This window comes from Allobosea sp. 05T433 (genome assembly GCF_056396065.1).
The window spans coordinates 18772-45507 of sequence record NZ_JBFTKS010000008.1; the positions used below are offsets into that span (position 1 = coordinate 18772).

The 26736-nt window shown below is 65.2% G+C and carries 21 protein-coding genes and 1 tRNA gene; 10 read left to right on the plus strand and 12 right to left on the minus strand.

What is annotated here, in order from left to right; genetic code table 11:
• The first annotated feature begins 33 nt into the window (after positions 1-33).
• On the plus strand, positions 34-702 hold the full coding sequence (locus tag AC1DGP_RS13110; protein ID WP_476775363.1) for a hypothetical protein: 669 nt from the start codon (positions 34-36) through the stop codon (positions 700-702).
• 90 nt (positions 703-792) lie between these two features.
• Here AC1DGP_RS13110 and sugE read toward each other — a convergent pair whose 3' ends face one another.
• Together sugE and AC1DGP_RS13120 are read right to left on the minus strand one after the other, a co-directional pair.
• Positions 793-1110, minus strand: coding sequence for a quaternary ammonium compound efflux SMR transporter SugE (sugE, locus tag AC1DGP_RS13115; RefSeq protein ID WP_113511072.1), 318 nt, complete (start codon positions 1108-1110; stop codon positions 793-795).
• Between the two features lie 25 nt (positions 1111-1135).
• Entirely contained in the window at positions 1136-1885 is a 750-nt protein-coding gene (locus tag AC1DGP_RS13120; RefSeq protein WP_476775362.1) for a F0F1 ATP synthase subunit A, read from the minus strand.
• 560 nt (positions 1886-2445) lie between these two features.
• Here AC1DGP_RS13120 and tenA point away from each other — a divergent pair.
• On the plus strand, positions 2446-3114 hold the full coding sequence (tenA, locus tag AC1DGP_RS13125) for a thiaminase II (RefSeq protein WP_476775361.1): 669 nt from the start codon (positions 2446-2448) through the stop codon (positions 3112-3114).
• 168 nt (positions 3115-3282) lie between these two features.
• Positions 3283-4416, plus strand: a complete 1134-nt coding sequence (locus AC1DGP_RS13130) for a serine hydrolase domain-containing protein (RefSeq protein WP_476775360.1) — start codon at positions 3283-3285, stop codon at positions 4414-4416.
• A 253-nt stretch (positions 4417-4669) separates the two neighbouring features.
• On the opposite strand, the gene AC1DGP_RS13135 is transcribed toward AC1DGP_RS13130, so the two are convergent.
• Together AC1DGP_RS13135 and cpdR are read right to left on the minus strand one after the other, a co-directional pair.
• A tRNA-Val gene (locus tag AC1DGP_RS13135) sits at positions 4670-4744 on the minus strand.
• 131 nt (positions 4745-4875) lie between these two features.
• Positions 4876-5235, minus strand: coding sequence for a cell cycle two-component system response regulator CpdR (gene cpdR / locus AC1DGP_RS13140; protein WP_038363805.1), 360 nt, complete (start codon positions 5233-5235; stop codon positions 4876-4878).
• A gap of 255 nt (positions 5236-5490) precedes the next feature.
• Between cpdR and AC1DGP_RS13145 the strand changes: the two genes are divergently transcribed.
• Together AC1DGP_RS13145 and hisN are read left to right on the plus strand one after the other, a co-directional pair.
• Positions 5491-6411: an N-formylglutamate amidohydrolase gene (locus AC1DGP_RS13145; protein WP_441487915.1), complete on the plus strand. Its 921-nt coding sequence runs from the start codon at positions 5491-5493 to the stop codon at positions 6409-6411.
• 340 nt (positions 6412-6751) lie between these two features.
• The gene (hisN, locus tag AC1DGP_RS13150) at positions 6752-7534 is read left to right on the plus strand and encodes a histidinol-phosphatase (protein ID WP_069879102.1); all 783 of its coding nucleotides are present in this window, start codon (positions 6752-6754) and stop codon (positions 7532-7534) included.
• Here hisN and AC1DGP_RS13155 read toward each other — a convergent pair.
• Positions 7439-8494, minus strand: a complete 1056-nt coding sequence (locus AC1DGP_RS13155; RefSeq protein WP_476832206.1) for an alpha/beta fold hydrolase — start codon at positions 8492-8494, stop codon at positions 7439-7441. The two genes, hisN and AC1DGP_RS13155, sit on opposite strands and share 96 nt — an antisense overlap.
• Positions 8495-8687: 193 nt before the next feature.
• Here AC1DGP_RS13155 and AC1DGP_RS13160 point away from each other — a divergent pair, with 193 nt between their 5' ends.
• On the plus strand, positions 8688-9155 hold the full coding sequence (locus tag AC1DGP_RS13160; protein WP_441487913.1) for an Hsp20 family protein: 468 nt from the start codon (positions 8688-8690) through the stop codon (positions 9153-9155).
• An 84-nt stretch (positions 9156-9239) separates the two neighbouring features.
• Here the strand turns inward: AC1DGP_RS13160 and AC1DGP_RS13165 are convergent, their stop codons facing one another.
• Both AC1DGP_RS13165 and AC1DGP_RS13170 read right to left on the minus strand, forming a co-directional pair.
• Positions 9240-10193: a hypothetical protein gene (locus tag AC1DGP_RS13165; RefSeq protein ID WP_476775358.1), complete on the minus strand. Its 954-nt coding sequence runs from the start codon at positions 10191-10193 to the stop codon at positions 9240-9242.
• Positions 10194-10279: 86 nt separating this feature from the next.
• Positions 10280-11344: a threonine aldolase family protein gene (locus AC1DGP_RS13170; protein ID WP_476775357.1), complete on the minus strand. Its 1065-nt coding sequence runs from the start codon at positions 11342-11344 to the stop codon at positions 10280-10282.
• 661 nt (positions 11345-12005) lie between these two features.
• On the opposite strand from AC1DGP_RS13170, the gene gltB reads away from it, so the two are divergent.
• Together gltB and AC1DGP_RS13180 are read left to right on the plus strand one after the other, a co-directional pair.
• The gene (gltB, locus tag AC1DGP_RS13175; RefSeq protein WP_476832229.1) at positions 12006-16679 is read left to right on the plus strand and encodes a glutamate synthase large subunit; all 4674 of its coding nucleotides are present in this window, start codon (positions 12006-12008) and stop codon (positions 16677-16679) included.
• Positions 16680-16702: 23 nt separating this feature from the next.
• A complete protein-coding gene (locus tag AC1DGP_RS13180; RefSeq protein ID WP_069879097.1) occupies positions 16703-18124 on the plus strand; it encodes a glutamate synthase subunit beta in 1422 nt (473 codons plus the stop codon).
• A gap of 146 nt (positions 18125-18270) precedes the next feature.
• Here the strand turns inward: AC1DGP_RS13180 and AC1DGP_RS13185 are convergent, their stop codons facing one another.
• The 3 genes from AC1DGP_RS13185 to galE all read right to left on the minus strand — a co-directional run bounded on the left by AC1DGP_RS13185 (position 18271) and on the right by galE (position 21888).
• Positions 18271-19503 carry an SGNH/GDSL hydrolase family protein gene (locus AC1DGP_RS13185; protein ID WP_441504336.1) on the minus strand — a complete coding sequence of 411 codons (1233 nt, stop codon included), beginning with the start codon at positions 19501-19503 and terminating at the stop codon, positions 18271-18273.
• A gap of 65 nt (positions 19504-19568) precedes the next feature.
• The gene (locus tag AC1DGP_RS13190; RefSeq protein WP_441504335.1) at positions 19569-20810 is read right to left on the minus strand and encodes a lytic murein transglycosylase; all 1242 of its coding nucleotides are present in this window, start codon (positions 20808-20810) and stop codon (positions 19569-19571) included.
• 88 nt (positions 20811-20898) lie between these two features.
• Entirely contained in the window at positions 20899-21888 is a 990-nt protein-coding gene (galE, locus tag AC1DGP_RS13195) for a UDP-glucose 4-epimerase GalE (RefSeq protein WP_441487908.1), read from the minus strand.
• 219 nt (positions 21889-22107) lie between these two features.
• Between galE and galU the strand changes: the two genes are divergently transcribed.
• A complete protein-coding gene (gene galU, locus AC1DGP_RS13200) occupies positions 22108-22986 on the plus strand; it encodes a UTP--glucose-1-phosphate uridylyltransferase GalU (RefSeq protein WP_441504334.1) in 879 nt (292 codons plus the stop codon).
• 98 nt (positions 22987-23084) lie between these two features.
• Here galU and AC1DGP_RS13205 read toward each other — a convergent pair whose 3' ends face one another.
• Complete coding sequence (locus AC1DGP_RS13205; protein ID WP_441504333.1) at positions 23085-24629, minus strand: outer membrane beta-barrel protein; 1545 nt, start codon at positions 24627-24629, stop codon at positions 23085-23087.
• 196 nt (positions 24630-24825) lie between these two features.
• Here AC1DGP_RS13205 and AC1DGP_RS13210 point away from each other — a divergent pair, with 196 nt between their 5' ends.
• Positions 24826-25800 carry a KpsF/GutQ family sugar-phosphate isomerase gene (locus tag AC1DGP_RS13210; protein ID WP_113511054.1) on the plus strand — a complete coding sequence of 325 codons (975 nt, stop codon included), beginning with the start codon at positions 24826-24828 and terminating at the stop codon, positions 25798-25800.
• Between the two features lie 4 nt (positions 25801-25804).
• Here AC1DGP_RS13210 and AC1DGP_RS13215 read toward each other — a convergent pair whose 3' ends face one another.
• Positions 25805-26671 carry a LysR family transcriptional regulator gene (locus tag AC1DGP_RS13215; RefSeq protein ID WP_476775355.1) on the minus strand — a complete coding sequence of 289 codons (867 nt, stop codon included), beginning with the start codon at positions 26669-26671 and terminating at the stop codon, positions 25805-25807.
• Between the last annotated feature and the right edge of the window lie 65 nt (positions 26672-26736).

Here is a 26736-nt window from a genome sequence, read left to right on the forward strand (position 1 = left end):
GCACAGACCGATCCAGAACGAAGGGAGGACCACATGAAGCGCGTGACGTGTTTCACGCTTGTCGCTGCGGCTGGACTATTGGCATTTGCCACCGGCTCGGCCCAGGCCCAGACGCCCGAAATGACCTTCTTTGTCACCAGTGCCGGATCCGGGAAGGGTGCCGATCTCGGCGGCCTCGCAGGCGCCGACGCCATCTGCCAGAGTCTTGCCCAGGCGGCGGGTGCAGGCAGCAAGACCTGGCGGGCCTATCTCTCCACGCAGGCGACTGGCAGCACCACAGACGTCAACGCGCGAGACCGCATCGGCCCAGGGCCCTGGCGCAACGCCAAGGGAGCTGTGATCGCCACCAGCGTCGCTGACCTGCATGGCGGCGCGGCCGGCTTGACCAAACAGACCGCGCTCAACGAGAAGGGCGAGCCGGTCAATGGTCGCGGCGATACACCGAACCAGCACGACATGCTCACAGGCTCCCAGGCCGACGGCACCGCCTTCGGCCCCGGCGAGGACCGGACCTGCGGCAACTACACCAAGAGTGGTGCGGAGGGCGCCGTCATGCTCGGCCACCATGACCGCAGCGGCCTGGACGAATCCCCACCGGCGAAGTCGTGGAACACCTCGCATGCGTCGCGGGGAGGCTGCAGCCAGGAAGCGCTGCGCGGCACGGGGGGAGCCGGCCTGTTCTACTGCTTCGCGACGAACTGAGCCGAACGATCCGCATCGGCACATGCCCTGAAACAAGACGGCCACCCAACCGGGTGGCCGTTCGTCTGCGATGATCGCAGGCGAGCGTCATCAGGCCGTCGAAAGCTTGAGCCCGATCAGCCCGGCGACAATGAGACTGACGCTGGCGATCCGGAAGAAGGTGACGGCCTCTCCCATGACGAAAATGCCGACGAGGAAAGCTCCGACCGCACCGATTCCCGTCCAGATCGCGTAGGCCGTGCCCAGCGGCAGCGACTTCATCGCCACGGCCAGCAGGCCAAAGCTGATGATCATCGTCGCGATCGTGATCACGCTGGGCCCGAGCTTCGTGAAGCCCTCGGACTGTTTCATGGTCGACGCCCACACGACTTCGAAGACGCCTGCAAAGAGCAGATAGATCCAAGCCATTGCTGATACTCCGTCTCGTGCGGCCTCAATGGCTCGGGTGAAGGGCATCGTTGAGATACATGCAGGTGAGCATGGTGAAGATGTAGGCCTGCAGGATTGCCATCAGCACCTCCAGACCGGTGAGGGCGACCGTCATGATCAGCGGCAGCACCGCTCCAAGGATGCCAACCGCACCGAGACCGGTCATGCCGACGACAAAGCCGGCAAAGACCTTGAGCGCGATATGGCCGGCCAGCATGACCGCGAACAGGCGGATCGAATGGCTGATCGGTCGCGAGATATAGGAGACGACCTCGATCAGGACGATGATCGGCGCAAGGACGATGGGAACGCCCGACGGCAGGAACAGCCGCAGGAAGCCGAAGCCATGCTTCACGAGGCCATAGATCGTCACCGTGCAGAACACGAGCATGGCAAGCGCGAAGGTCACGGAGATATGGCTCGTCACGGTGAACGCGAACGGCAACATTCCGATCAGATTGGCCAACAGGATGAAGACGAAGAGCGAAAAGACCAGCGGGAAGAAACGCATGCCATGCTCGCCTGCGATGCTTCTGAGCGTGTTCCGTACGAACTCGTAGAGAATTTCGCTGAGGGCCTGGGCACGGCCAGGGACAATCGCGCGGGTGCGGGTCGAGAGCAGCAGAAAGCCGCTGGCGCTGGCGACGATCGCGATCATGAAGGCGGATGAGTTGGTGAAGGCGATCTCCTGCCCAGCGACCTCCCCAAGGCTGAACAGCGTCTTGATTTCGAATTGCTCAATCGGGCCGGCCACGGCGAACCTCTTGCGTCATGTGGGTTGAAACGGGAACGGCCCCGCGATGCGTCGGCAGGCGCCAGGCCGTGCAGGCCAACGCTTCGACTGCGGGCGGGATACGGGACGAATCCGGACGGCGCGCATGGACGTGCCAGCGGGCGAAGCGGTTCGTCAGGTTTTGGGAAGAGGGCAGTTTCTGAGAAGAAGGCCCGGTTCGCTGATCAATCAGCAGCCTGCGGCCATGCCTGGGGCATGTCGGTTCCATTATCTCTCCCGAGACAATGGGGCCGTCCCCAGCGTTACAGATGGCACAGGTCGTCCAGTGCGGGCCGGTCTCTAGAGCGAAGTGAATTTCACGTCAACCGGACGGGCTGGCCTTCACATTGATGACGGTCAGAAAGCCGCCGCGAGCGCTAACCGGTCCGAGCGCTTCCATCGCCGAAAACACCCTGAAGCTGTTCGAATTCGGGGGTAGAGCCGGAATTTGCAGCCTGGCCCGCCAAAGCCTATCGGTTCCGGCGGCCTGATGCCGCATTTCGCGCATCCGGCTGGCACCGCCTGTGGAGACAACGCCTGAGATGGACATTTTCGATCGACTGAAGTCCGCCGCAAAGGCCGACTGGACGAGCTATGTCGACCACGCCTTCGTCCGGCAAATGGCGACTGGCACGCTGCCGCAGGCCGCCTTCCGTACCTATCTGGTGCAGGATTATCTCTTCCTGATCCAGTTCGCCCGCGCCTATGCGCTCGCAATCTACAAGGGCCGCACGCTTTCCGACATGCGGGCGGCCAAGGCCGGCCTGGCAGCCATCCTCGACGTCGAGATGGACCTCCATATCCGGCTCTGCGGCCGTTGGGGGCTGCACCCCACCGAGATCGAAGCAGCACCGGAGCATGCCGCGACGATTGCCTATACCCGGTTCGTGCTGGACTGCGGCGTCTCGGGCGACCTGCTCGACCTGCATGTCGCGCTCGCCCCTTGCGTGATCGGCTATGCCGAAATCGGGCGAAACCTTACTCCCGCGGGCCCAGAAGCACTCGGGGACCATCCCTATCGCGACTGGATCGGGGAATATGCCGGCGATGCCTATCAGGAAATCGCGATGGCAGCCCGGCGCCATCTCGACGATCTCGCCGCGCGGGCGATGACGGAACAGCGCTTTGCCGAACTCACGACCCTCTTTGCCAAGGCCTCCCGTCTCGAGGCGGATTTCTGGCAAATGGCGCTGAACGACGGCACCGCATAGCCGGGATCAGCCACCGATCCGCCCCGACCACCTGCAGCCGGCCGGCGAGCTCTGCGCGCCCGGTATGCGGCGCAGGCCGGGATCACTCTCGACATGACGGCTGAGACCGGTCGGGTATGGTAGCGTTTCGCAATGATCGGCCCGCGAAATGCCTCCGAGGACAGCCACGTGTCTCAGACCAATGATGCCTATGTACCGCCGGCCAATGGCGATTGGGAAACCATTCCACCGGCCGAAGCCGGCTTCGACGCCGCAAGGCTGCAGGCTGCCGTCGACTTCGCCAAGGCGCAGGAGAGCACCTGGCCGCGCAGCTTCTATTATCCCGACGGGCGCTATGTCGGCCTCGTCGAATGGAACGAGTCAGGCCCCTGGAGCGAGATCGTCGGCCCGGTCAGGGAGCGCGGCGGTCCGGCCGGCCTGATCCTCCGGGGCGGCCGCCTGGTTGCCGAGTGGGGCGACACGGCCCGCGCCGACATGACCTTCTCCATCGCGAAGAGCTATATCGCCGTGCTGGCGGGGCTTGCCGTCGCCGACGGACTGATTCGCGATGTCGACGAGCCGGTGGCGAAAACCGTCGACGGTCCCTGGTTCGAGGGCGCGCAGAATGCGGCCATCACCTGGCGCCATCTCCTGCAGCAATCGAGCGAATGGCAGGGGGAAATCTTCGGCAAGTCGGACCAGGTCGATCATAACCGGCAGATCGGGCCGGGCGCCGACAACAGCCGCAAGGGCGAGCGGCGCGCCCTCAAGCCACCTGGCAGCCACTACGAGTACAATGACGTGCGGGTGAACCTGCTGGCCTATTGCCTGCTGCAGCGCTTCCGCAAGCCGCTGCCCGAGGTCCTGCGCGAGCGCATCATGGACCCGATCGGGGCCTCGCAAGGCTGGGAGTGGCAGGGCTATCGCAATTCCTCGGTCGAGATCGACGGCCGGAGCATGCAGTCCGTGCCCGGCGGCGGCCATTGGGGCGGCGGCCTCTTCATCAGCGCGCGCGACCACGCCCGGCTGGGCCTGCTCGTAGGGCGCGGTGGCGCCTGGGCTGGCCGTGAGCTGCTATCGCCGGCCTGGATCGACGACATGCTGTCGCCTTCACCCACGCTCGAGAATTACGGCTATCTCTGGTGGCTCAACCGGGGCGCGGCGGCTCGGCCGAATGTTCCCGCCACGGCCGTCTTCGCGCTTGGTGCCGGCGTCAACGCAATTTGGCTCGATCCCACGCAGGATCTCGTCGCGGTGCTGCGCTGGATCGACAAATCCGCCCTCGACGGCTTCGTCGATCGCATGCTCGCAGCGGCCCGCTAGGCGGGTTTGCCGATGGCTGGTCGCCTGACCGGCCCTGTGGACAGCGGGGGGCAGCAGGTCCCGCCTGAGCCCGGCGGAGACCGCTTCAAAGCACGGGCGGCAGTGATTCGCGCCGTCCGCCCTCAAGGGATGGGCGGAGCGCCCCTGCCGCGCATCAGGCGGCATTCGGACATCGCGGCTGCCCTTGCCATTGAGGCACCAAACGCAAAAACCCGGATACCGCTCTTCAAAGCGATATCCGGGTTTTGTGAAATGGTGGGCGCGACAGGGATCGAACCTGTGACCCCTACGATGTCAACGTAGTGCTCTCCCGCTGAGCTACGCGCCCGTCATGCCGTGACGATAATCTGTCCTGGCAGTCGGAACAGGTTCGGCCTTGCGGCGTGTCCCTGTTGCGAGGTTGAGCGGGCTATAGCCGCTCATTTCGCGCCTTGCAAGACGCTTGATTGCAAAAAGCGCTCAGGCTGCGAGCAACTTCTCGACCTCGTTCACCAGCTCGCGCAGATGGAACGGCTTGGACAGCACTTTTGCGTCCTTCGGCGTCTGGGAATCGGGGTTGAGCGCAACTGCAGCGAAACCTGTGATGAACATCACCTTGATGTCGGGATCGAGCTCGGTGGCGCGCCGCGCCAACTCGATGCCGTCCATCTCCGGCATGACGATGTCGGTCAGCAGCAGTTCGAAGGGCTCTTCACGCAGGCGATTATATGCTGAAAGCCCATTATCGAACGACGCCACGTCGTAGCCCGCATTCTGCAGGGCCTTGACCAGAAAGCGGCGCATGTCGTTGTCGTCTTCAGCGAGAAGTATCTTGGTCATGGGCCTGCTTCGTCCGTCCCGTTCGGCCTATCGATAGAGGCCGCCCACCCCGGACAACCCCTTCTCTGTTTCGTCTCGCCCGATTCGGCATTCCGAGCCAACGCGCCGAAGCGTTATCGCCTGCCCGGAGCGCTTGGAACACTATCGCAGTATAACGCGCCAACATGGTAAACAAGGCGTGAACGCGATGTTCGATTCAGCGCCGAATTCAAGATCGCTTCATCCGCTCGGCAATGTGTGCTTCAGTCCTCGTGCATGACCATCTCGTCCGGTAATTTTTCTGCTGAAGCCGCCGACATCGTCGTCGAGATCGAGCGCCCCTTCAGCCTCTATCAGCCGCCGCTCCAGGTCGTGCCGGTGGTGGTCGACGTGCCGCATGCCGGCCGTCGCTACCCTCCCGGCTTCGTGGAGCGAGCACGATTGCCGCTGCGCTCGCTGCGCCGCTCCGAGGATGCCTATGTCGACCGGCTCTTCGCGCAGACGGTCGCCCTTGGTGCGCCGCTGCTTGTGGCCGAATTTCCGCGTGCCTTTCTCGATGTGAACCGCGAGCCCTATGAGCTCGACCCGCGCATGTTCGACGGCCGCCTGCCCGCCTTCGCCAATACCCGCTCGATGCGGGTCGCGGGGGGGCTCGGCACAATTCCACGCATCGTCGGAGACGCGCACGAGATTTATTTTGGCAAGATTCCGGTGGAGGAAGCACTCGCCAGGATCGACGAGCTTTATCGCCCCTACCATGCCGGGCTGCGCAGCCTGGTCCAGCGCACGCAAGGCGCCTTCGGCACCTGCATTCTGGTCGACGCCCACTCGATGCCCTCGACCGGGCTCGACCGCGACGGGCTCGCCAAGTCGGATGTGATTCTCGGTGACCGCTTCGGCACCAGCGCCGCCGGCTACATCATCGACATCGCCGAGGAAGCCTTTCGTCGGCGTGGGCTCAGCGTCACGCGCAACCGCCCCTATGCCGGTGGCTTCATCACCGAACATTACGGCGCTCCGGCCTCAGGCGTGCATGCCCTGCAGATCGAGATCAACCGGTCCCTCTACATGAACGAAGCGAACCTGGAGCCGCATACCGGTTTTGCAGAGTTGGAGCAGGCGATCGGCACCGCCATGGCGGAGTGCTTCGCGCATTGGAGCGGCTGGCTCGACGATTGGCGCGAAGCTGCGGAATAGCCTGTTTTCTCAGAGGCTTGCGATGACGGCATCGGCGCAGCGCAGAAAAAAGGGCCGCGCACTTTCGTGGCGGCCCAAGTCTAGGGAGGAAACGCCCAAGGAGGGCAAACGAAGGCTTGAGGTGATCGCCCCTTCGCAGTGCACAATATGACTGTGCAGCGCAAAAAAGCAAGCGCCTTTGTCGAAAATCTTATGAGCCATGCGCCGCACGCAATCCAAAACTGCTGATTTTCCGTCAGATTCCTTGTTTTCCGACGACGAGCGCCGCTAGAAGAACCGAGCGAGCAGGCTGGATCCTGCATTATTGCTGCGCAGCATAGCGCAGCTCCGGAGAGCAAAGATGAGTGCGGTTGATTTCGGCGCCTTCGTCGCGGAACTCGCGACCCAATCCGGCCAGGCGATCCTGCCCTTCTTCCGCGCCAAGCATGCGACCGAGGACAAGTCCTGCGGCGGCGTGTTCGATCCCGTCACCGAGGCCGACCGCGCCGGCGAGAACGTGATGCGCCACCTGATCAAGCGCAATTTCCCCGAGCATGGCGTGCTCGGAGAGGAGTTCGGCACGGAGAACGGTGAGGCCGAATATGTCTGGGTGCTCGACCCGATCGATGGCACCCGTGCCTTCATCTCCGGCATCCCGGTCTGGGGCACGCTGATCGGCCTCACCCGCGAGGGCGTTCCGGTTTACGGCATGATGCACCAACCCTTCACCGGCGAGCGCTATTCCGGCGACGGCCGACAGGCCCGCTATGAGGGTCCGGGCGGGCCACGGGTGCTGCGCACGCGCCAGAACGGCGAGCTGGCCACCGCGACGGTAATGACCACCAGCCCAAAACTGTTTCAAGGTGCCGAGCAGGAAGCCTATCTGCGCGTCGAAAGCGCGGTGCGCCTCGCCCGTTACGGCTGCGATTGCTATGCCTATTGCATGCTGGCCTCGGGCCATGTCGATCTCGTTATCGAGAGCGGGCTGAAACCCTATGACATCGTCGCTCTGATCCCGATCGTCGAAGGCGCCGGCGGAATCGTCACCTCATGGGATGGCGGCAGTGCCGCCAAGGGCGGACGCATCATCGCCGCCGCCAACAGGACCCTGCATCAGGCCGCCCTCGCCCTGCTCGCCGGCTGAGCCGGCCCCGGCGATCGCTTCGCCGGGAATGAATGCATCGAAGGCCGCCCAGAACTGCGCGCGAACGGCATCCGTTTCCATCAGGATCTCGTGGCGCGCTGTCGGCAATATCAAGGCCGAACCGGTCTTCAGCCTCGCCGCGAAGCGCTCGATCGCAGGCGTCGAGACCACCGGGTCGCGCCCGGCTGCGATCACCAGCGTCGGCACCCTGACCTCTAGGGACGCCGAGGGGGCCGCCAGCCGGTTCATCAACCGGAACGCGGTCCTGACCCAGCCGACAGTCGGATCGCCGATGCTCAGATGGCGCGCCGCATCTGAAAGCGCGGCATTCCGGGCATAGCGGACGGGGTCGTTCGTCAGCCGATTGCCCTGGAATGGCTTGGTCGCGATCGCCGTGTCACCGCCGCCAGGCACGAAGGCGCTGCCGAGGCCGAGCCAGTACAGCACGCTTGCGAGATAGCTCGCCGCCCGTGGCCGCTCGACCATGGAGAGGCCGAGCATGGGCGCGAGCGCAACCAGTCGCGAGACCGGCAATGCGTTGCGCCGGGCGGCGTCGAGGCACAGCGCCGCCCCCATCGAATGCGCCAGAACGAAATAGGGAGGCGGCAGCCGGGCCTGCATTTCCGCCATGGCAAGTGCGAGGTCGGTCTCGTAATGCCGCAGACGGCCGACATGCCCCTTGCGTTCACGCGAGACGAAGCGTTGCGAACCGCCCTGGCCGCGCCAGTCGAAGGCGAGAACGTGGAAACCGCGGCGGCGCAGCTCGGCGATCGTCTCGCTGTAGCGTTCGATGAACTCCGCGCGCCCCTGGATGATCACGACAGTACCGCGCACTCGCTTTACTGTCGGGTGCCAGCTCGCGAAGCGGAGCCTGGCCCCGTCGCGCGCCAGAGCAAGCCAGACCTTGCCATGCCCGGGAACCGGGTAGTCGGGGAGGGAAAAAAGCTCGGCCTCGGCCATCAGGCGCTCCGAATCGCGGCGACAGTCCCGGGCGGATGCCCTCGGTTATGCCCGCTCGAGGCGGCTCTTGAAAAGCTGAAATCGCTCCCCAATTCCTGGTCACGCAGGCCGATACCGGCTGCGTGAACCTGAATGGGGCCTGTGCTCAAGACGAGGCAGGCTCGACCAAACGTCGCTTCTTCTGGAGGACATCATGCGTCACTTCGATCTTTCCCCGCTTTATCGCTCGACCGTCGGCTTCGATCGTCTGTTCAACCTGCTCGACCAGGCGACCAGCGCTGAAACCGCGCCGACCTATCCGCCCTACAATATCGAGCGCACTGCCGAGAACGCCTACCGCATCTCCATCGCGGTCGCCGGCTTCTCCGACAGCGACCTTGCCATCGAAAGCAAGGAAAACACCCTGACCGTACGCGGTGAGAAGCAGGTTTCCGAAAGCGCCGAGAAGCGCGAAGTCCTGCATCAGGGCATCGCCGCACGCGCCTTCGAACGCCGCTTCCAGCTCGCCGACTATGTCCAGGTGACCGGCGCGAGCCTCGAGAACGGCCTGCTCCATATCGATCTCGTCCGCGAGATTCCCGAGGCCAAGAAGCCGCGCCAGATCGCCATCGGCGGCAAACCCGCCAAGGTGCTCGAGGCCAAGGTTTCTAAGGCCGCGTAACACGCCCAGCCCAGGGCTGGCAGACAGAGGGCGCCCCCGGTTTCCGGGGGCGCCCTTTTCACGCCTGGAATTGGCGATCGTCTCTCAGTCGAGAGGCGCGACCGGAACGGCAGGCGTCGCCGGGCGCGGTGCGGAGGGCGCCGGATCCTCGATCTGGACCGGTGGCAGCTCGACCGGCGAAGCCTTGATCTCCGGCGATTCAGCCTTCGCAAGCGGCGGCTTGTGCTCGGGAGTCTCCGTTCCGCGAACATCGTCGGGGTTCACCAGCTTCGGCTTCTCCTCGCCGGATGGCGCGGTCGGGCCCGGCGTCGGAGCGACGGGTGTTGCCGGCGCGGATGGAGCCTCGGTTGCTGGCGCACGAGCCTGGGCAGGAGCCTGCTCGACAGGTTTTGCCTGTTCGGCTGGCGGTGTCGGCGCCGCCGGAGACGGGGGCATGACCGTTGCAGGCGCGCTTGCCTCGGCGGGAGGAGCTGGCGCCTTCTCCCGTTCGGGAGCCGGCATCGGTGCGGCCGGGGACGCCGGAACGACTTGGGCAGGCGCGTTCGCCTCCGCCGGAGCCTTGAGCGAATCGGGGCGCTCCGGCGGGAGCGGCAGCAACCGCGGTTGAGCCGGGGCATGCTCACGCGGATCGACGCGCGCGACATCCGGGGGGGGTCCCCTCATTCGTTCAGGAGTCTGCAGGTTCACCCGCCGGACGAGATCGCCGCTGAAACGATCGAAGATCAGCCGTACGCGCCGGCCATTCGCCATGCGCCCATCGACCACAAAATCGGACTCGGTGCGCGTGGTGCGGTCGACCTGGGCGAGCCTGTGCTCGCGGATGGCGATCTCGGCGATGCTCCGTGAAGACAACGGCGCAGGCGGCGGCGGTGCATAACGATAGCCGTAGCCATAGCCATAAGCGCGACGCGGCACATATTCGTAGCCATAGTCGTAATAATACTGCGCGGCGGCTCCACCGGCCGAGCCCGCCAGCGCGCCGGCAACAGCCAGGCCGATCAGCGCGGCGCGCGAGCGCGCGGTCGAAACAGAAGCCATATCTCCATCCTTGTTAACGAACCGAACGGGGACTTCAGTCTTCCTTAGGGATTACGGCACCCATGCGGCGTCAATCAGGGGATATTTCAGCGAGACGGCGCGTTCAGCAGCGATATCAGCTGTTCGACATCCTCGGAGCGCGTCGCAAAGGACATCACGAACCGACCGACAATATCGCCCGATGCAAGCGCTGCATCGTCGGGAAGCGCGGTGTCGGACCAGGCGTGATAGCCGACCCCGGCCGCCTTCAGCCGCTCCTGCGTTGCAGCATCGAGGACGAGAAACGCCGTATTGGCCTCGCAGGGCCAGGCCAACCGCACCGAGCCGCCTCTCGCAACCGCCTCGGACAGCCGGGACGCCATCGCGTTGGCGTGGCGCGCCAGCGCCAGCCAATGGCCGCCGGCCAGGAGGCCCTCGAATTGTGCGCCGATCAGCCGGCCCTTGGAAAGCGTATGACCGGCCCGCTTGCGCCGCCATTTCATTTCAGCGGCCAAGGCCTGATCGAAGAAGACCACGGCCTCGGCCGCCCAGGCGCCATTCTTGGTGCCGCCAAAGGACAGGACGTCGACGCCTGCCTTCCAGGTGATCTCGGCTGGAGAGCAGCCCAGCGTGACCAGCGCATTGGCAAAGCGGGCGCCATCCATATGCAGCTTCAGGCCGCGGGGCTCGGCCGCCTGCTTCAGGGCCCGCACCTCGTCGGGACGATAGACCAACCCGCATTCGGTTGCCTGCGTGATCGAGACCGCCTGCGGCTGCACCTGATGCAGCGCCCCCTCGCGCATCCGCGCCAAGACCTTGGTCACGGACTCAGGCGTGATCTTGTTGCCGGTACCGGGCAGGCCGATGAGCTTGGCGCCGTCGCCGAAGAATTCCGGCGCGCCGCACTCGTCATCGGCGACGTGGCTTTCCTGATGGGTCAGGACCGCGCCCCAGGGGCGCGTCAGGCAGGCCAGCGCCAGCGCGTTCGCAGCCGTGCCGCTGGTCACCAGGAAAACCGAGACCTCGTGCTCGAACAGCTCGGCAAAGAGCCGTTCGACGCGCTGGGTCCAGATATCGGTGCCATAGGCGGCCGCTGCGCCGTCATTGGCGGCCGCGATCGCGGCCATCACCGGGGCGCTCGCACCCGCCGTATTGTCGCTGATGAAGTTCATGAACGAGCGTTAGCGAGGCGGGCGCGCCCTGCCAAGCGCAAGGCCGGAATGACGCCTTGCACGGCGCGACTGAGCCCGGACCGGCCGCCGCCGGTATAAGCCCTTCGGACAAGAAGCGTGCGACCCAACTGTGCCTTTCATCCCGGAAATGTCGCCATCGAAACGCATATCGCAACAATATTTCCAATCCGCCCAAAATTCACGCTTGTGCCGACATTAGAATTCTGGCAAATTCGTCTCAATAGGACAGTGTTACTGTCCCATTTTTCACCGCGCTGACATGAGGCCGCGAGCCTGATGTCGGACGATCGCAACGGAGCGGAGCAATGACGAGGGGCCCGGCCACGACCGCCACAGCCAACCGTAAACGCGCCGCCCGTAAAACGGCGGCGTAAACAGGCGCGACAGGGCTCTGGGAAGCCCGAGGCGCCTGCGGAGGACGCGGGCGCGGGATTAAAACAGCGCAAGCCCCCCTCTGACAGACGAACCTGGCCGGACTGGCTCCATCCTTGCTGCCTTGAAGGCTAGCAGGGGCCGGTGCGGACGGCGATGTAGACTGATGCGGGTCTCTCGGCGGAAGCGCGAGGGGTATGGCAAGCGGGGTTTGACGATGAGCGGAACCAGCAAGTCGGGTGTCTTCAGCAGCAAAGCTGTGACGACCATGACGGCCACCGAGCCGGTCCTGACGGTGCGCGATCCGGCCATGCCCGAGCGCCAGGGCCTCTACGATCCGTCCTTCGAGAAGGATTCCTGCGGCGTCGGCTTCATCGCCGACATGAAGAACCGCAAGACCCATGCGATCGTCGAGCAGGGCCTGCAGATCCTGCACAATATCGACCATCGCGGCGCTGTCGGCGCCGACCCCAAGCTAGGCGATGGTTGCGGTATCCTCACCCAGATTCCGCATCGCTTCTTCCAAGAGGAATGCGCGAAGCTCGGCATCGCCCTGCCCGAGCCCGGCCACTACGCCATCGGCCAGTTCTTCATGCCGCAGGATGCCGGCGACCGCGCCGTCTGCGAGGAGATCGTCGCACAGACGGTCGAGGAGGAAGGCCTGGTCTTCCTCGGCTGGCGCGACGTACCGGTCGATAACAGCGACCTCGGCGAAGCGGTGAAGGAAACCGAGCCGACCCATCGCCAGCTTTTCGTTGGCCGTCCGGTCGAGATCACCGACGAGGATGATTTCGAGCGCAAGGTCTATGTCCTGCGCAAGTCTGTTTCGAATAAGGTCTACAAGCGCCAGGACCGCGCCACCGCGACCTATTACCCGGTCTCGATGTCGGCCCGCACCATCGTCTACAAGGGCATGGTGCTCGTCACGCAGCTCGGCTCCTATTTCAAGGACCTGACCGATCCGCGCTTCGAGAGCGCGATTGCGCTCGTCCACCAGCGCTTCGCCACCAACACGTTCCCGTCCTGGCGCCTTGCCCACCCCTACCGGATGGTGGCGCATAATGGCGAGATCAACACGCTGCGCGGCAACGTCAACTGGATGGCTGCTCGTCAGGCCTCGGTCGATTCCGAGCTGTTTGGCGCGGATATCTCGAAGCTCTGGCCGATTTCCTACGAGGGCCAGTCCGACACCGCCTGCTTCGACAACGCCCTCGAATTCCTGGTCCAGGGCGGCTATTCGCTCGCCCATGCCATGATGATGCTCGTGCCCGAGGCCTGGGCCGGCAACCCGCTCATGGATGAAGAGCGCCGCGCCTTCTACGAATATCACGCCGCCTTGATGGAGCCCTGGGACGGCCCTGCCGCCATCGCCTTCACCGACGGCAAGCAGATCGGCGCGACGCTTGACCGCAACGGCCTGCGGCCCGCGCGCTATCTCGTCACCGATGACGGTCTCGTCGTGCTCGCTTCGGAATATGGCGTGCTGCCGATCCCGGAAGAGAAGATCGTCCAGAAGTGGCGTCTCCAGCCCGGCAAGATGCTGCTCATCGATCTCGATCAAGGCCGCATCATCGGCGATGACGAGATCAAGACCTCGCTCTGCCTCGCCAATCCCTACAAGGACTGGCTGAAGCGGACCCAGATCGTGCTGGAGGAGCTGCCGCCGGTCGAGGCGCGCGCCTCGCGCACCGATGTCGCCCTGCTCGATCGTCAGCAGGCCTTCGGGTACACCCAGGAAGACACCAAGATCCTGATGGCGCCCATGGCCGTGACCGGCCAGGAGGCCGTCGGCTCGATGGGCACCGACACGCCGATCTCGGCGCTCTCCTCGAAGTCGAAGCTGCTCTACACCTATTTCAAGCAGAACTTCGCACAGGTCACGAACCCGCCGATCGACCCGATCCGCGAAGAGCTGGTGATGAGCCTGCTCTCCTTCATCGGGCCGCGGCCGAACATCCTCGACCTGGAGGGCACCTCGCGCCGCAAGCGCCTTGAAGTGCGCCAGCCGATCCTGACCAATGACGATCTCGAGAAGATCCGTTGCATCGGTCACTACGAGGACCGCTTCGACACCAAGACGATCGACATCACCTATCCCGCGCGCGAAGGCGCAGCCGGCATGGAAGGCGCTATCGCACGGCTCTGCGAACGGGCCGAGGCGGCCGTGCATGGCGGCTACAACATCATCATCCTCTCCGACCGGCAGGTGGGGCCGGACCGCATTCCGATCCCGGCTCTGCTGGCGACGGCCGCTGTCCATCACCACCTGATCCGCAAGGGCCTGCGCACCTCGGTCGGTCTCGTTGTGGAATCCGGCGAGCCGCGCGAAATTCATCACTTCGCCTGTCTTGCCGGCTTCGGCGCCGAGGCGATCAACCCCTATCTCGCCTTCGAAACGCTCGAGGCGCTCTACGAGGCCGGCGAGTTCCCGCCGGAGGTCGACCGCTACGAGGTCGTCAAGCGCTTCATCAAGTCTGTCGGCAAGGGCCTGCTCAAGGTCATGTCCAAGATGGGCATCTCGACCTATCAGTCCTATTGCGGCGCGCAGATCTTCGACGCGATCGGCCTGAAGACCGAGACGATCAACAAGTACTTTGCCGGCACCGTGTCCTCGATCGAGGGCGTCGGCCTGCCGGAGCTCGCGGAAGAAACCGTGCGCCGGCATCGCGATGCTTTCGGCGACTCGCCGGTCTATCGCGATGCGCTCGATATCGGCGGCGAATACGCCTTCCGTATCCGCGGCGAGGACCATGCCTGGACGCCGGAGAACATCTCGCTGCTCCAGCATGCCGTCCGCGGCAATGCGCAGGACAAGTACAAGGCCTATGCCGAGCTGGTGAACGACCAGAGCCAGCGTTTCTCGACGATCCGTGGGCTGTTTCAGATCAAGGATGCCGACGCGCTCGGCACCAAGCCGATCCCGCTCGATCAGGTCGAGTCGGCGGCCTCGATCGTGCGCCGTTTCTCGACCGGCGCCATGTCCTTCGGTTCGATCAGCCATGAGGCGCATTCGACGCTCGCCATCGCCATGAACACGATCGGCGGCAAGTCGAACACCGGCGAAGGCGGCGAGGAGCCAGAGCGCTTCGTCAAGCTGCCCGACGGCCGCTCGATGCGCTCGGCGATCAAGCAGGTCGCCTCCGGCCGCTTCGGCGTCACGGTCGAATACCTCGCCAATTCCGACATGATGCAGATCAAGATCTCGCAGGGCGCCAAGCCCGGCGAGGGCGGCCAGCTGCCCGGCCACAAGGTCGACGCGCGCATCGCCAAGGTCCGGCATTCGACCCCGGGCGTCGGCCTGATCTCGCCGCCGCCGCATCACGACATCTACTCGATCGAGGATCTGGCCCAGCTGATCTTCGACCTGAAGAACGTCAACCCGGCGGCCGATGTCTCGGTCAAGCTCGTCTCGGAGCTCGGCGTCGGCACGGTTGCGGCCGGCGTCGCCAAGGCACGCGCCGACCACATCACCATATCGGGCTATGAGGGCGGCACCGGCGCATCGCCGCTGACCTCGATCAAGCATGCCGGATCACCCTGGGAGATCGGCCTCGCCGAGACCCATCAGGTCCTGGTGCTGAACAAGCTGCGCGGGCGTATCGCGCTGCAAGTCGATGGCGGCCTTCGCACCGGCCGCGACATCATCATCGGTGCCCTGCTCGGCGCCGACGAGTTCGGCTTTGCCACCGCTCCGCTGATTGCGGCCGGCTGCATCATGATGCGCAAGTGCCACCTCAACACCTGCCCGGTCGGCGTCGCGACCCAGGATCCGGTGCTGCGCAAGCGCTTCAAGGGCGCGCCCGAGCACGTCATCAACTTCTTCTTCTTCCTCGCCGAGGACGTGCGCGAGATCATGGCGAGCCTCGGCGTCGCCAGGTTTGACGATCTCGTCGGCCGCTCCGACTGGCTCGACAAGAAGCAGGCGATCGACCACTGGAAGGCAAAGGGACTCGACTTCACCCGGATTTTCCACAAGCCGGAGGTGAAGGGCGAAGTCGCCATCCGCCATGTCGAGCGCCAGAAGCACCCGATCGACACCGTGCTCGACCGGACGCTGCTCGCCGAGGCTGCATCCGCCCTCGACAAGGGCGAGGCTGTGGTCATCACGAGCCCGATCCGCAACGTCGACCGCTCGACCGGTGCGATGCTCTCGGGCGAAGTCGCCAAGCGCTACGGCTATGCCGGCCTGCCGGCGGACACGATCACGGTGAAGCTCACCGGCACGGCCGGCCAGAGCTTTGGCGCCTGGGTCGCCAATGGCGTCACACTCGATCTCACGGGCCAGGCCAATGACTATGTCGGCAAGGGTCTCTCAGGCGGGAAGCTGATCATCCGGCCGTCGCCGGATGCGCAAACCATCGCCGAGAATTCGATCATCGTCGGCAACACCGTGCTCTACGGCGCAATCTCGGGCGAATGCTACTTCCGCGGCGTCGCCGGCGAGCGCTTCGCCGTGCGCAATTCCGGCGCGATCGCCGTGGTCGAGGGCACCGGCGATCATGGCTGCGAATACATGACCGGCGGCGTCGTCGTCGTGCTCGGCCAGACCGGCCGCAACTTCGCGGCCGGCATGTCCGGCGGTGTCGCCTATGTGCTCGACGAGGACAAGAGCTTCGCCAAGCGCTGCAACCTCTCCATGGTCGATCTCGAGCCGGTCACCGAGGAGGAGGAGCTGATGCAGCGCATCCACCACCATGGCGGCGACCTCGAGTTCAAGGGCCGGATCGACGTGATGGCCAACATGTCCGGATACGACGCCGAGCGCCTGCACCAGCTCGTCGCCGATCATCACCGCTACACGGGCTCGCAGCGGGCCAAGGACATTCTCGAGAACTGGACGGAATACCTGCCCAAATTCGTCAAGGTCATGCCGGTCGAATACCGGCGTGCCCTCCTCGAAATCGAGCGGGCGCAAGCCGGCATGTCGGTCGCGGCCGAGTAACCCAATCAGGCGGATGTGAGACGATGGGCAAGGTAACCGGCTTCCTCGAGATCGACCGTCGCGACCGGAAGTACCTTCCGGCTTCGGACCGGATCAGGAACTACAAGGAATTCGTCATTCCGCTCGGCGCGGAGGCAACCCGCGACCAGGCGGCGCGCTGCATGAATTGCGGCATCCCGTATTGTCACAACGGCTGTCCGGTCAACAACCAGATCCCGGACTGGAACGACCTCGTCTACAACGACAAGTGGCGCGAGGCGCTGGACAACCTGCACTCGACCAACAACTTCCCGGAGTTCACCGGCCGCGTCTGCCCTGCCCCCTGCGAGGCGTCCTGCACGCTGAATCTCGAGGACACGCCGGTCACCATCAAATCGATCGAATGTGCGATCGTCGACAAGGGCTGGCAGGAGGGCTGGATCATCCCCCAACTGCCGCGTGCCAAGACCGGCAGGAAGATCGCCATCATCGGCTCCGGTCCGGCGGGCCTCGCTGCGGCCCAGCAGCTCGCCCGTGTCGGCCACGAGGTGCATCTCTATGAGCGCCAGGCGCGCGCCGGCGGCCTGCTGCGCTACGGCATTCCGGACTTCAAGATGGAGAAGTCCCATGTCGAGCGCCGTGTCCGCCAGATGGAGGCCGAAGGCGTCGTCTTCCACTACAATGCCAATGTCGGCGTCGATATCGACCCGGCCGAGTTGCTGGCGCGCTATGACGCCGTCGGCCTGACCGGTGGCGCCGAGAAGCCGCGTGATCTGCCGATCGAGGGTCGCGAGCTCGCTGGCATCCAGTTCGCCATGGATTTTCTGCCGCAGCAGAACCGTCGCGTCGGCGGCGAGGCAGCCAACGGCAATGGTGCCGAGATCCTGGCGACGGGCAAGCATGTCGTGGTCATCGGCGGCGGCGATACCGGGTCTGACTGCATCGGCACCTCGGTGCGCCAGGGTGCGCTCTCGGTGACTCAGATCGAGATCATGCCGCAGCCGCCGGAGAAGGAAAACAAGGCGCTGACCTGGCCGAACTGGCCGCTCAAGCTCCGAACCTCCTCCAGTCACGAGGAGGGGGCCGAGCGCGACTTCGCCATCACCACGCTGAAGTTCACCGGCGAGAATGGCCAGGTCCGCCGGCTGAACTGCGCCCGCGTCGACAATGCGCTGAAGCCGATCCCGGGCACCGAGTTCGACCTCAGGGCCGATCTCGTCCTGCTCGCCATGGGCTTCGTCTCGCCGGTCCGTGAAGGCTTGATCGAGAAGCTCGGCGTCACGCTCGACAAGCGCGGCAATGTCGAGGCGAACACGCTCGCCTACAAGACTTCGGTCGAGAAGGTGTTTGTCGCCGGCGACATGCGCCGCGGCCAGTCGCTGGTCGTCTGGGCGATCCGCGAAGGTCGCCAGATGGCCCATTCCATCGACAAGCACCTGATGGGCGAGACCATCCTGCCGCGATAGGGAGATCCCTTCTCCCGCTCGGGGAGGACATGTCGCAGCCGGCGGCGCATGAGGGGAGCAGGTGGCCCGAGTTGCCCCTTGCCCGTCTCGGCGCTGCGGGGCTCCCCTTCTCCCGAAGGGAAGCGGGATATTCGTGTCGGTTCCGGTCAGTTCCGGCGCGGCCAGCGGTAATCGTCGATGCGACCCGGCTTCGGTTCGCTCGCGACCCCCTCGCCGAACACGCGGTCGAGTTGGGTGGCGAGGTCGCCCCGTCCTCTCGCCTCCTGGATCGAGGCGAGCAGCGCCCGGTCCCCATTGGACGACACCCCTGTTAGCGGCATGATCGGACCTGCGAGCGGCTTTGCCTGCAGCAAGGGGCCAAGGCCGCCGAGGTCGGGCAATCCCTGGACCATACGGTCGATCAGGCGTTCGATGCCGCCGGCCTGCAGTTCCGGATTGCTTGGAGCCCCGGTCTCGGGCGCGACCGGAAGCGCGATCACGCCTTGTTCCGGACGCCCCTCGATCAGACGGCGGATCACCACATCGATGAAGTGAGCGGCCTTGCGTGCCCCCGCCTTGGTGAAATGAATGCCATCGGCGGTGCGCAATCGCGTCGTCTGCCCGGATACATCGGGCCCCATCGCCCTATAGCGGTTCTCGGCATCGACATAACCGCCCCAGAGATCGATGTACTGGCCGCCGGCCCGCTCGACACGCTGCCGATAGACGTCGTTGAGAATGACATAGTCGGCGGTAAGGCGTGAATTCTGGACGGGCGGGAGACCGACCCAGAGCAAGGGAATGCGTTTCGCCGCAAAAGCCCCGGCGATGCCGTCGACCCGATCCCGATAGAGTTCCAGCCAACGCTCGCTCAGCGGCTCATGAAGGGTCTCGCCTTCACGGATCGCTTGCCGATCATTGAGCCCGAGCAGCATCACGGCGACGGTGATCTTCTGGTCGCTCGCCAGCAGATCGGTGACCGCCTTGGGCCAATCGTAGAAATCGGCGCGGACAAGACCGGATTCGAGTTTCGTCTTGCGCATCACCGCGACGTCGGGACGATCATTCAAGGCCTCGACGAGCCCGCCGACCACGAGATCGCCAAGCGAATCCCCCAGCACGACGATATGGTGGCTGACATCGACCTTGGGGATGACCGGATCGTCGCGTACGACCACCGGCGACGTCCTGCGTGCCTGGGCTGGCGCCACGCGCTGGCGCTGTGGCGCGGGCTGGGGCTGCGGCTGAAGTCGGCTGAAGGGAAAAACGAACCCGCGGCCACGCTGCAGCGTGGGATCACGCGTCAGCATCGTGTCGTTCTCGGCAAAGGAGGACGGCCCGCCGGTCAGCAGCAGGAGCAGGGCAGCCCCCAGAACCATCAGAAGTGAACGCAAACGCATGGCGCTCTCGGTCCTACGCCGGCCGACGGAGTTCGCCGGCATCATACCGCGGTCGGAGGCTGGAGTCAGCGCGCCCCACGCATGCGCGCGAGAAGCGCCGGCGTCGGGTAGCCATCGGCGATCTGGCCAGCGCTCAGCTGGTATTGGCGCACCGCCTCGCGTGTGCCGGTGCCGATGCGCCCGTCGGCATCATGATCATAGAAGCCAAGCACCTTCAGCCGCCGCTGCAGATCCTTGGTTCCTGCCATGTCCAGCCGCGGCGCCGAGACCGGCCATTCAGCCTGGATTGCCGGACGCCCTGCGATCCGGTCGCCGAGATGGCCGACCGCAAGCGCATAGGCGTCAGAGGAGTTGTATTTCTTGATGACGTCGAAATTCGCGGTCAGCAGCATGACGGGGCCGCGATAGCCGGCAGGAAAGAACAGCCGCGCCTCACCCGAGGATGGCAGCGCCCGCCCATCGGCCCGCCGCACCCCTGCCGCGTTGAAGGCAGAGAAACTTGCCTTGTTGATGCGGTGATCGAAATTCTCCGGGAGCCTCACTTCCATGCCCCAAGGCAGGCCCGGCACCCAGCCGTAGCCCTTGAGGTAGTTGGCGGTCGAGGCCAGTGCGTCGCTGGTCGAAGCCCAGATATCGGCATGCCCGTCTCCGGTGAAGTCGACGGCGTATTTCATGTAGCTCGACGGCATGAACTGGGTGTGCCCCATCGCTCCCGCCCAGGAGCCGCGCAGCTCGCTGCGCTCGACATAGCCCTTTTCGATCAGCTCGAGCGCCGTCAGCAGTTCATCGCGGAAGAAGTCGCCGCGATAGCGGATATGGGCGAGCGTCGCGAGCGAGCGGATCGTGTCCTTGTCGCCCTTGAACGAACCGTAATTGGTTTCCATGCCCCAGACGCCGAGCACGACCTCCTTGGGCACGCCATAGCGGGCTTCGACCTGGGCGAGCGTATTTGCATTGTCGGCCGCAGCGTCACGCCCGCGTGCGACGCGCGTGCCACCGACAGCGTTGTTGAGATAGGTCCAGATCGGCGCCGAAAACTCCGATTGCTTCTTCGTCAGCGCGACGATCGAGGCATCCGGCGTCACCCCGCGAAAGGCCAGATCGAAGGTCTTGCGCGAGATGCCGCGCGCCTGCGCCTGCGGCCAGAGCCGCTGCAGGAAGGCATCGAAGGACGCCTGGCCCTGCCCGGCGGTCGCAGCATTCGTGCTGTGCGAGCGCGCCGAGGCGTTGATCGAGCCTGTCGTCTGAGCCAGCGCCGGGACGAGGCTGGCTGTGGCCACGGCGAGGACGAGGGACAGGCGGCGCATGGGCAAAAACCTTGCTAGGACAGGCTGGGGGTAAACGACTTCAGCAACAGCGCCCGAACAAGATTAACCATGGGTTAACGTAGCGCAATCACCGCGCGTTTCGGGTCCGCAGAACCTCTTCCCAGGCCAGGGCTTGCGTCACGATCTGCGTCAGATCGTCATGTTCCGGCTGCCACCCGAGTTCGGCGCGGATGCGGTCGGCCTTGGCAACCAGGGACGCCGGATCGCCGGCCCGGCGCGGCGAGAGCTTGACCGGGAAATCCGTCCCCGACACCTGCTTCACCACCTCGACCACCTCCTTCACCGAATAGCCACGACCATAGCCGCAGTTCAGTGTCAGGCTGGCGCCATCATCGCGCAAATGATCGAGCGCCGCCAGATGCGCCCGCGCCAGATCGGTGACGTGGATATAGTCGCGCACGCAGGTGCCATCCGGCGTCGGATAGTCCGTGCCGAAGATCTCGAGCCCGGCGCGCTGGCCGAGCGCCGCCTGGCTCGCGACCTTGATCAGATGGGTGGCGTTCGCCGCGGACTGCCCGGAACGGCCGCGCGGATCGGCCCCGGCCACGTTGAAATAGCGCAGTGCCACATAGGTCAGGCCGTGGGCACGCGCGACATCGCCGAGCATCCACTCGCTCATCAGCTTCGAGCGGCCATAGGGGTTGATCGGCGCAAGTCCGATCTCCTCGGGCACGGGGCTGACGGCCGGCTCACCATAGACTGCTGCCGTCGAGGAGAAGATCACGTGCTTGACGCCACCGCGCACCGCGCTCTCGAGCAGGGCGCGCGTCTTCACGGTGTTATTGAGATAGTAACCAAGCGGATCGGAAACCGAATCGGGCACCACGATCTTGGCTGCGAAATGCGCAATCTCGGTGATGCCATGCTCGGCGATGACGCGCTCGACCAGAGCCTGATCGCCCATATCGCCTTGTACGAATGTCGCTTCCGGGGGCACGGCCCACCAGAAGCCGGTCGAGAGATCGTCGAGCACGACGACCTTTTCGCCGCGATCGAGCAGCTCCAGCACCATATGGCTGCCGATATAGCCGGCGCCGCCCGAGACCAGAATCGTCATGTATCGTCTCCGATTGTCATCGCTCTGGCATAGGCCTTAAGCAAAAAGGATTGACGACGCATCAAGCGACGATTGGTATCAGGAACAGGCTGGCCCGCCTTTCGCCAGAATTGCGCGACAGCCTTGGCAACAGCTGGCATTGATCGGGGCACGCCGGCTTCCTACGCTTTGCCCTTCCGACGCAGGCGCACCACGCTCGGTGCGCGAAATGGGTTTTTCATGACGAAACGCATCCGCAAGGCCGTCCTTCCCGTCGCGGGCCTTGGTACCCGCTTCCTTCCCGCCACCAAGGCGGTCCCCAAGGAAATGCTGACCATCGTCGACCGTCCGGTCGTCCAGCATGTCGTCGACGAGGCCAGGGCAGCCGGCATCGAGCATTTCGTCTTCGTCACCGGCCGCAACAAGGGCGTGATCGAAGACCATTTTGATATCGCCTATGAGCTCGATGACACATTGGCCAAGCGCGGCAAGATGAAGGAACTGGAGGCGCTCAGGGCGGATCTGCCGCCGGCGGGCGCCGCGAGCTTCCTCCGTCAGCAGGCTCCGCTTGGCCTTGGCCACGCCGTCTGGTGCGCACGCGATGTCATCGGTGACGAGCCCTTCGCCTTGCTGCTGCCGGATATGCTCCATCACAGCCTCGGCAAGGGCTGCCTCGCCGAGATGATCGACGCCTTCGAGAAGCACGGCGGCAACCACATCGGCGTGGCGCCGGTGCCGGACGACCAGACCCATCAATACGGGATCGTCGGCGTCGAGGACGTGAAGGCCAAGGTCTCGAAGATCACGAAGATGGTCGAGAAGCCGGCAAAGGGAACGGCCCCCTCGAATCTGCACATCACCGGCCGCTACATCCTGCAGCCGACGATCTTCAATCTGCTGGCGAACCAGGAAACAGGCGCCGGCGGCGAAATCCAGCTCACCGATTCGATGATCGCACTATCCCGGCAGGAGCCCTTCTACGCCGTGCGCTTCGATGGGGATATATACGACACCGGTTCGAAACTCGGCTTCCTGACCGCCAACATCGCCTATGCGCTCCAGCGCGGCGACCTTGGCCCGCAACTGCGCGCGGAAATCGAGCGGCTGCTCGAGGCGTAACCGTCGCACCGTCGTTCCCGGGCCAGGCCCGATGCGGGCCCGGGAACCCGAGGTGATGAGGGGGCCGGCGCGGCGCCGGCCATCATGCCAAGCCTGGCTTAGAACTGCAGCCGCAGGCCGACCTGCGCGACATTGGCCGTGTAATCCGAGTTCGGCGCAGTCGAGTTCAGGCGTTCGTGGGTGAAGCTCGCCCGCACGGCGAAGGTCCGCGTCAGCTTGTATTCGAGCCGGGCGCCGATCGCCGTATAATCTTCACGCAGCCCCTGCCCCTCATAGGCGGTGCGGCCGAAGGTGGTGAAGCCGGTCACAGTCAGATTGCGGCGCAAGGCATGAGCCACCTCGAGGGTGGCTCGTCGCGCCCAGGTGCCGCTGCTGCCCGAGATCGTCGTATCGCCAAGCTCGGAGGTGCCGCGCAGCGTCACCGTCGTCAAAGGGGTCGGCGTCCACAGGATCGCGGCATCGCCAACCATGCCGCGCAGGTTCCTCAGCCGGGGATCCTCATAGGCCCGGTCCTGATAGCCCACGGACACTTCGCCCGTGACCAGCCGGCTGATTTCGAAAGTGGAGCCGACACTGACGGTGTACCCGTTCGAAGAGCGCTCAAACCCATTGGAATCCACCCGCTGGTCATACTGGCGCGTGTCAATATCGCCCTGGATGAAAGGCCTGAGGCCCGGCGTCAGCTCATAGCCGGCTCGTAGCCGCAAGCCATAGTCCGTCTGGTTGCGGTCGGCCTGGCTCAGGGTTGCGCCGCTGATCAGCTTCGCGTTCTCGAAGTCCTGGCGGTCGACTGAACCCCGTAGCGTCAGCTGCAGACGGTTGATGTCATGCGTGACACCGGCCGAGCCGCCATAGAAATAGGTCAGCGGCCGGCCGACGACCGGCGCATTGAGGTCCGGCGAACCGGGACGCTGCGTATCGAGCCTGAGGCGGCTTTCCAGCAGGATGCGGGTATCGCGGGTGGCATCGAGCCGAAGATCAAGCGCCCCCTCGCCATCCGGGCGCGAGGCTTCGCCATCGCGAAAATACTCGGAATAGGCGCCGCGCAGCCTGCCCCTCAACTGATGCACGTTCCAGTCCGACTGGATGCCAAGCTCGCCCTCGTAACGAGCGAAGCCTGAGCCCTTGTTCGGGCCGGAGACGCGCTGCGGATTGCTGTCATAGCCAACGGAATTCGTCGTCGCCGGGGTCAGAATGACATTGCCAAGCCTGAGCCCCAGCGGCGCGTAGGGGTCTTCCTCGACGATCGAACGCCGCCGCAGCGGCGGCGGCGCCGCCGGGCCTGGTTGCGGCAATGTCGAAACGGCCGGTTGGGGCGCGCGGAACTGGCGCTGCGTGACGCCGCGAAGGCCGGGCGCCAGGACCTGGCGGCTGGCGCGCGGCGGCGCGCGGTTGGAAATCGTCGAAGGCTGGTTCTGGATCAAGGCAGCCGGATCGCGCACCGCCTCGGGAATCGGCGAGGTCGCGTTCTGCTGTGCCTGATCCGGCGTCGCCTGGGCCTGGGCGACATAGGCGGGTACGGTGCTGCGCAGGCTCGGGGCCCGCGCCTGCTGCGCCCATGCCGTATCGATCGCCGGCCATGCCGCCGCAAGGCCTGCTGCTGCAGCGCCTGTCAAAAGCACGGTCGTGACGCGACGGGACACGAGGAGAGCGAACTCCGGAACAAGCCAAGGCGCGCCCGGATGGCGCGCATGGTTAACGGAGTTAGAACGAAGAGGGTTAACGTGCCGTCAATGCACCCTGCTGCGAGGCTTGGCAGCCCTGCTGCGAGGCTTGGCAGTCCTGCTGCAAGGCTTGACGGTGGAAGTCCCCGCCCGGACTGTGCTAGACGCCCCAGCCATGACAGCCGATATCCGCGCCTCGGCGCTCCGCACCATCGCGACCGAGCGCACCGGGCTCGATACGCTTCACACCGCGCTCGCCAACGGCCTGGGCGAACCCTTTGCAGCCGCTGTGGAGTTGATCCGCGCTGCCGCCGGCCGTGTCGTCGTCACCGGCATGGGCAAATCGGGCCATGTCGGGCGTAAGCTCGCAGCGACCTTGGCTTCGACCGGGACCCCTGCCCTCTTCGTGCATCCGGCCGAAGCGAGCCATGGCGATCTCGGCATGGTCCAGCCGGAGGATGTCGTCATCGCCCTCTCCTGGTCCGGAGAGGCGGCGGAGCTGTCCGCCATCGTCGCCTATACCCGCCGTTTCCGCGTCGGCCTGATCGCGCTGACCGCCAATGCCGAGAGCGCGCTTGGCCGCGAGGCCGACATTGCCCTCGTGATCCCGAAGGCGGAAGAGGCCTGCCCGAACGGGCTCGCCCCCACGACCTCGACGACCATGCAGATCGCGCTCGGCGACGCGCTCGCGATTGCCCTGCTCGAGGCCCGTGGCTTTTCGCGCCAGGATTTCTTCGTCTACCACCCCGGCGGCAAGCTCGGCGCGCAGCTCAAGACGGTCGAGAGCATCATGCATCGTGGCGAGGGCCTGCCCCGCGTCGGCCTCGACACTGCGCTGCCGGATGTGATCGCGATGATCTCGGCCAAGGGTTTTGGCTGCGCAATTGTCACCGATCTCGACGGGCGCCTCGCCGGCATCGTCACCGATGGCGACCTGCGCCGCAAGCTCGGCTCCGGCGGGCCGAGCGCTTTGCGCGCCCGCGATGTGATGACCCCATCCCCGCGCCGCATCGCCCCCGATGCGCTGGCCGTCGAGGCACTCGAGATGGTCAACCGGTTGCGCATCACGGCATTGGTCGTCGCGGACGCTGAGGAACGTCCGGTCGGCCTCGTGCATGTGCATGACCTGCTGACGCTCGGCGTCGCCTGAACCGTCAGGCCAATCGCTCGCGCAATGCCTTCGCCGCGTGCCGGGTGAAGGCCCGGACCCGGGCGGCATGACGCAGATCGGGATGGGTCAAAACCCAGATCTCGGATGCAAGCTCAGGAACCGGCTCGCTCAGGCGAGCCAGTCCGAGCGATGGCTCGTCGCCGAGATAGCTCGGCAAAAGCGCATGAGCCCCTGATCGCGCCGCAACGGCCGCCGCGAAGAATGAATCCACGCTTGCACCGACACGCTCCGTCGGAACGTGATCACGCAGCCAGCGCGCCGCCGGGGCATGCATCAGGGCCGGCGCAAGGCCGATCCATCGCCGAGTCGCCAGAAGCTGGGTCATGTCTCGCACACCTCCGTCGTCATTCGCCGAATAGGCTGCAAAGCCGAAGCGCGCGGCCCGCTGCCCGACCAGGGCTTCCGGCGGAGCATGCGTCGGCCTGATGGCAACATCGGCCTCGTTGCGCGCCATATCGGCCATCGCATTGGAGAATTGCAGCTCAACCGACATCTGCGGATGCGCGTCCGCGAAGCTGAGCACGATCGGCGCGACGATATAGGCCAGCGTATCGACCGTCGTGACCTTCAGCGTGCCGCGGAGGCGGTTGTCCCGGCCCGCGACCGCCCGGTTCAGTTCATCCAGCCGCTGCTCGATATCGCCCGCGCGTTGGATGATCTCCTCCGCGAACACCGTCGGGACATAGCCGTCCACCCCGCGTTCGAAGAGCGGATTGCCAAGCCGACGCTCCAGCGCCTCGAGCCTGCGATAGGCCGTCGCCGGATGGGTCTGGAGCATCTCGGCCACCTGCTTCATCCGGCCGGCGCGCGCGATCGCGAGGATCAGGGCGAGATCATCATGGGTCAACATCGTCGTCGCATTCTTGCGAAATCATTTCGCATATCAAGCATTTGAAGTCGCATCAGCGCAATCCA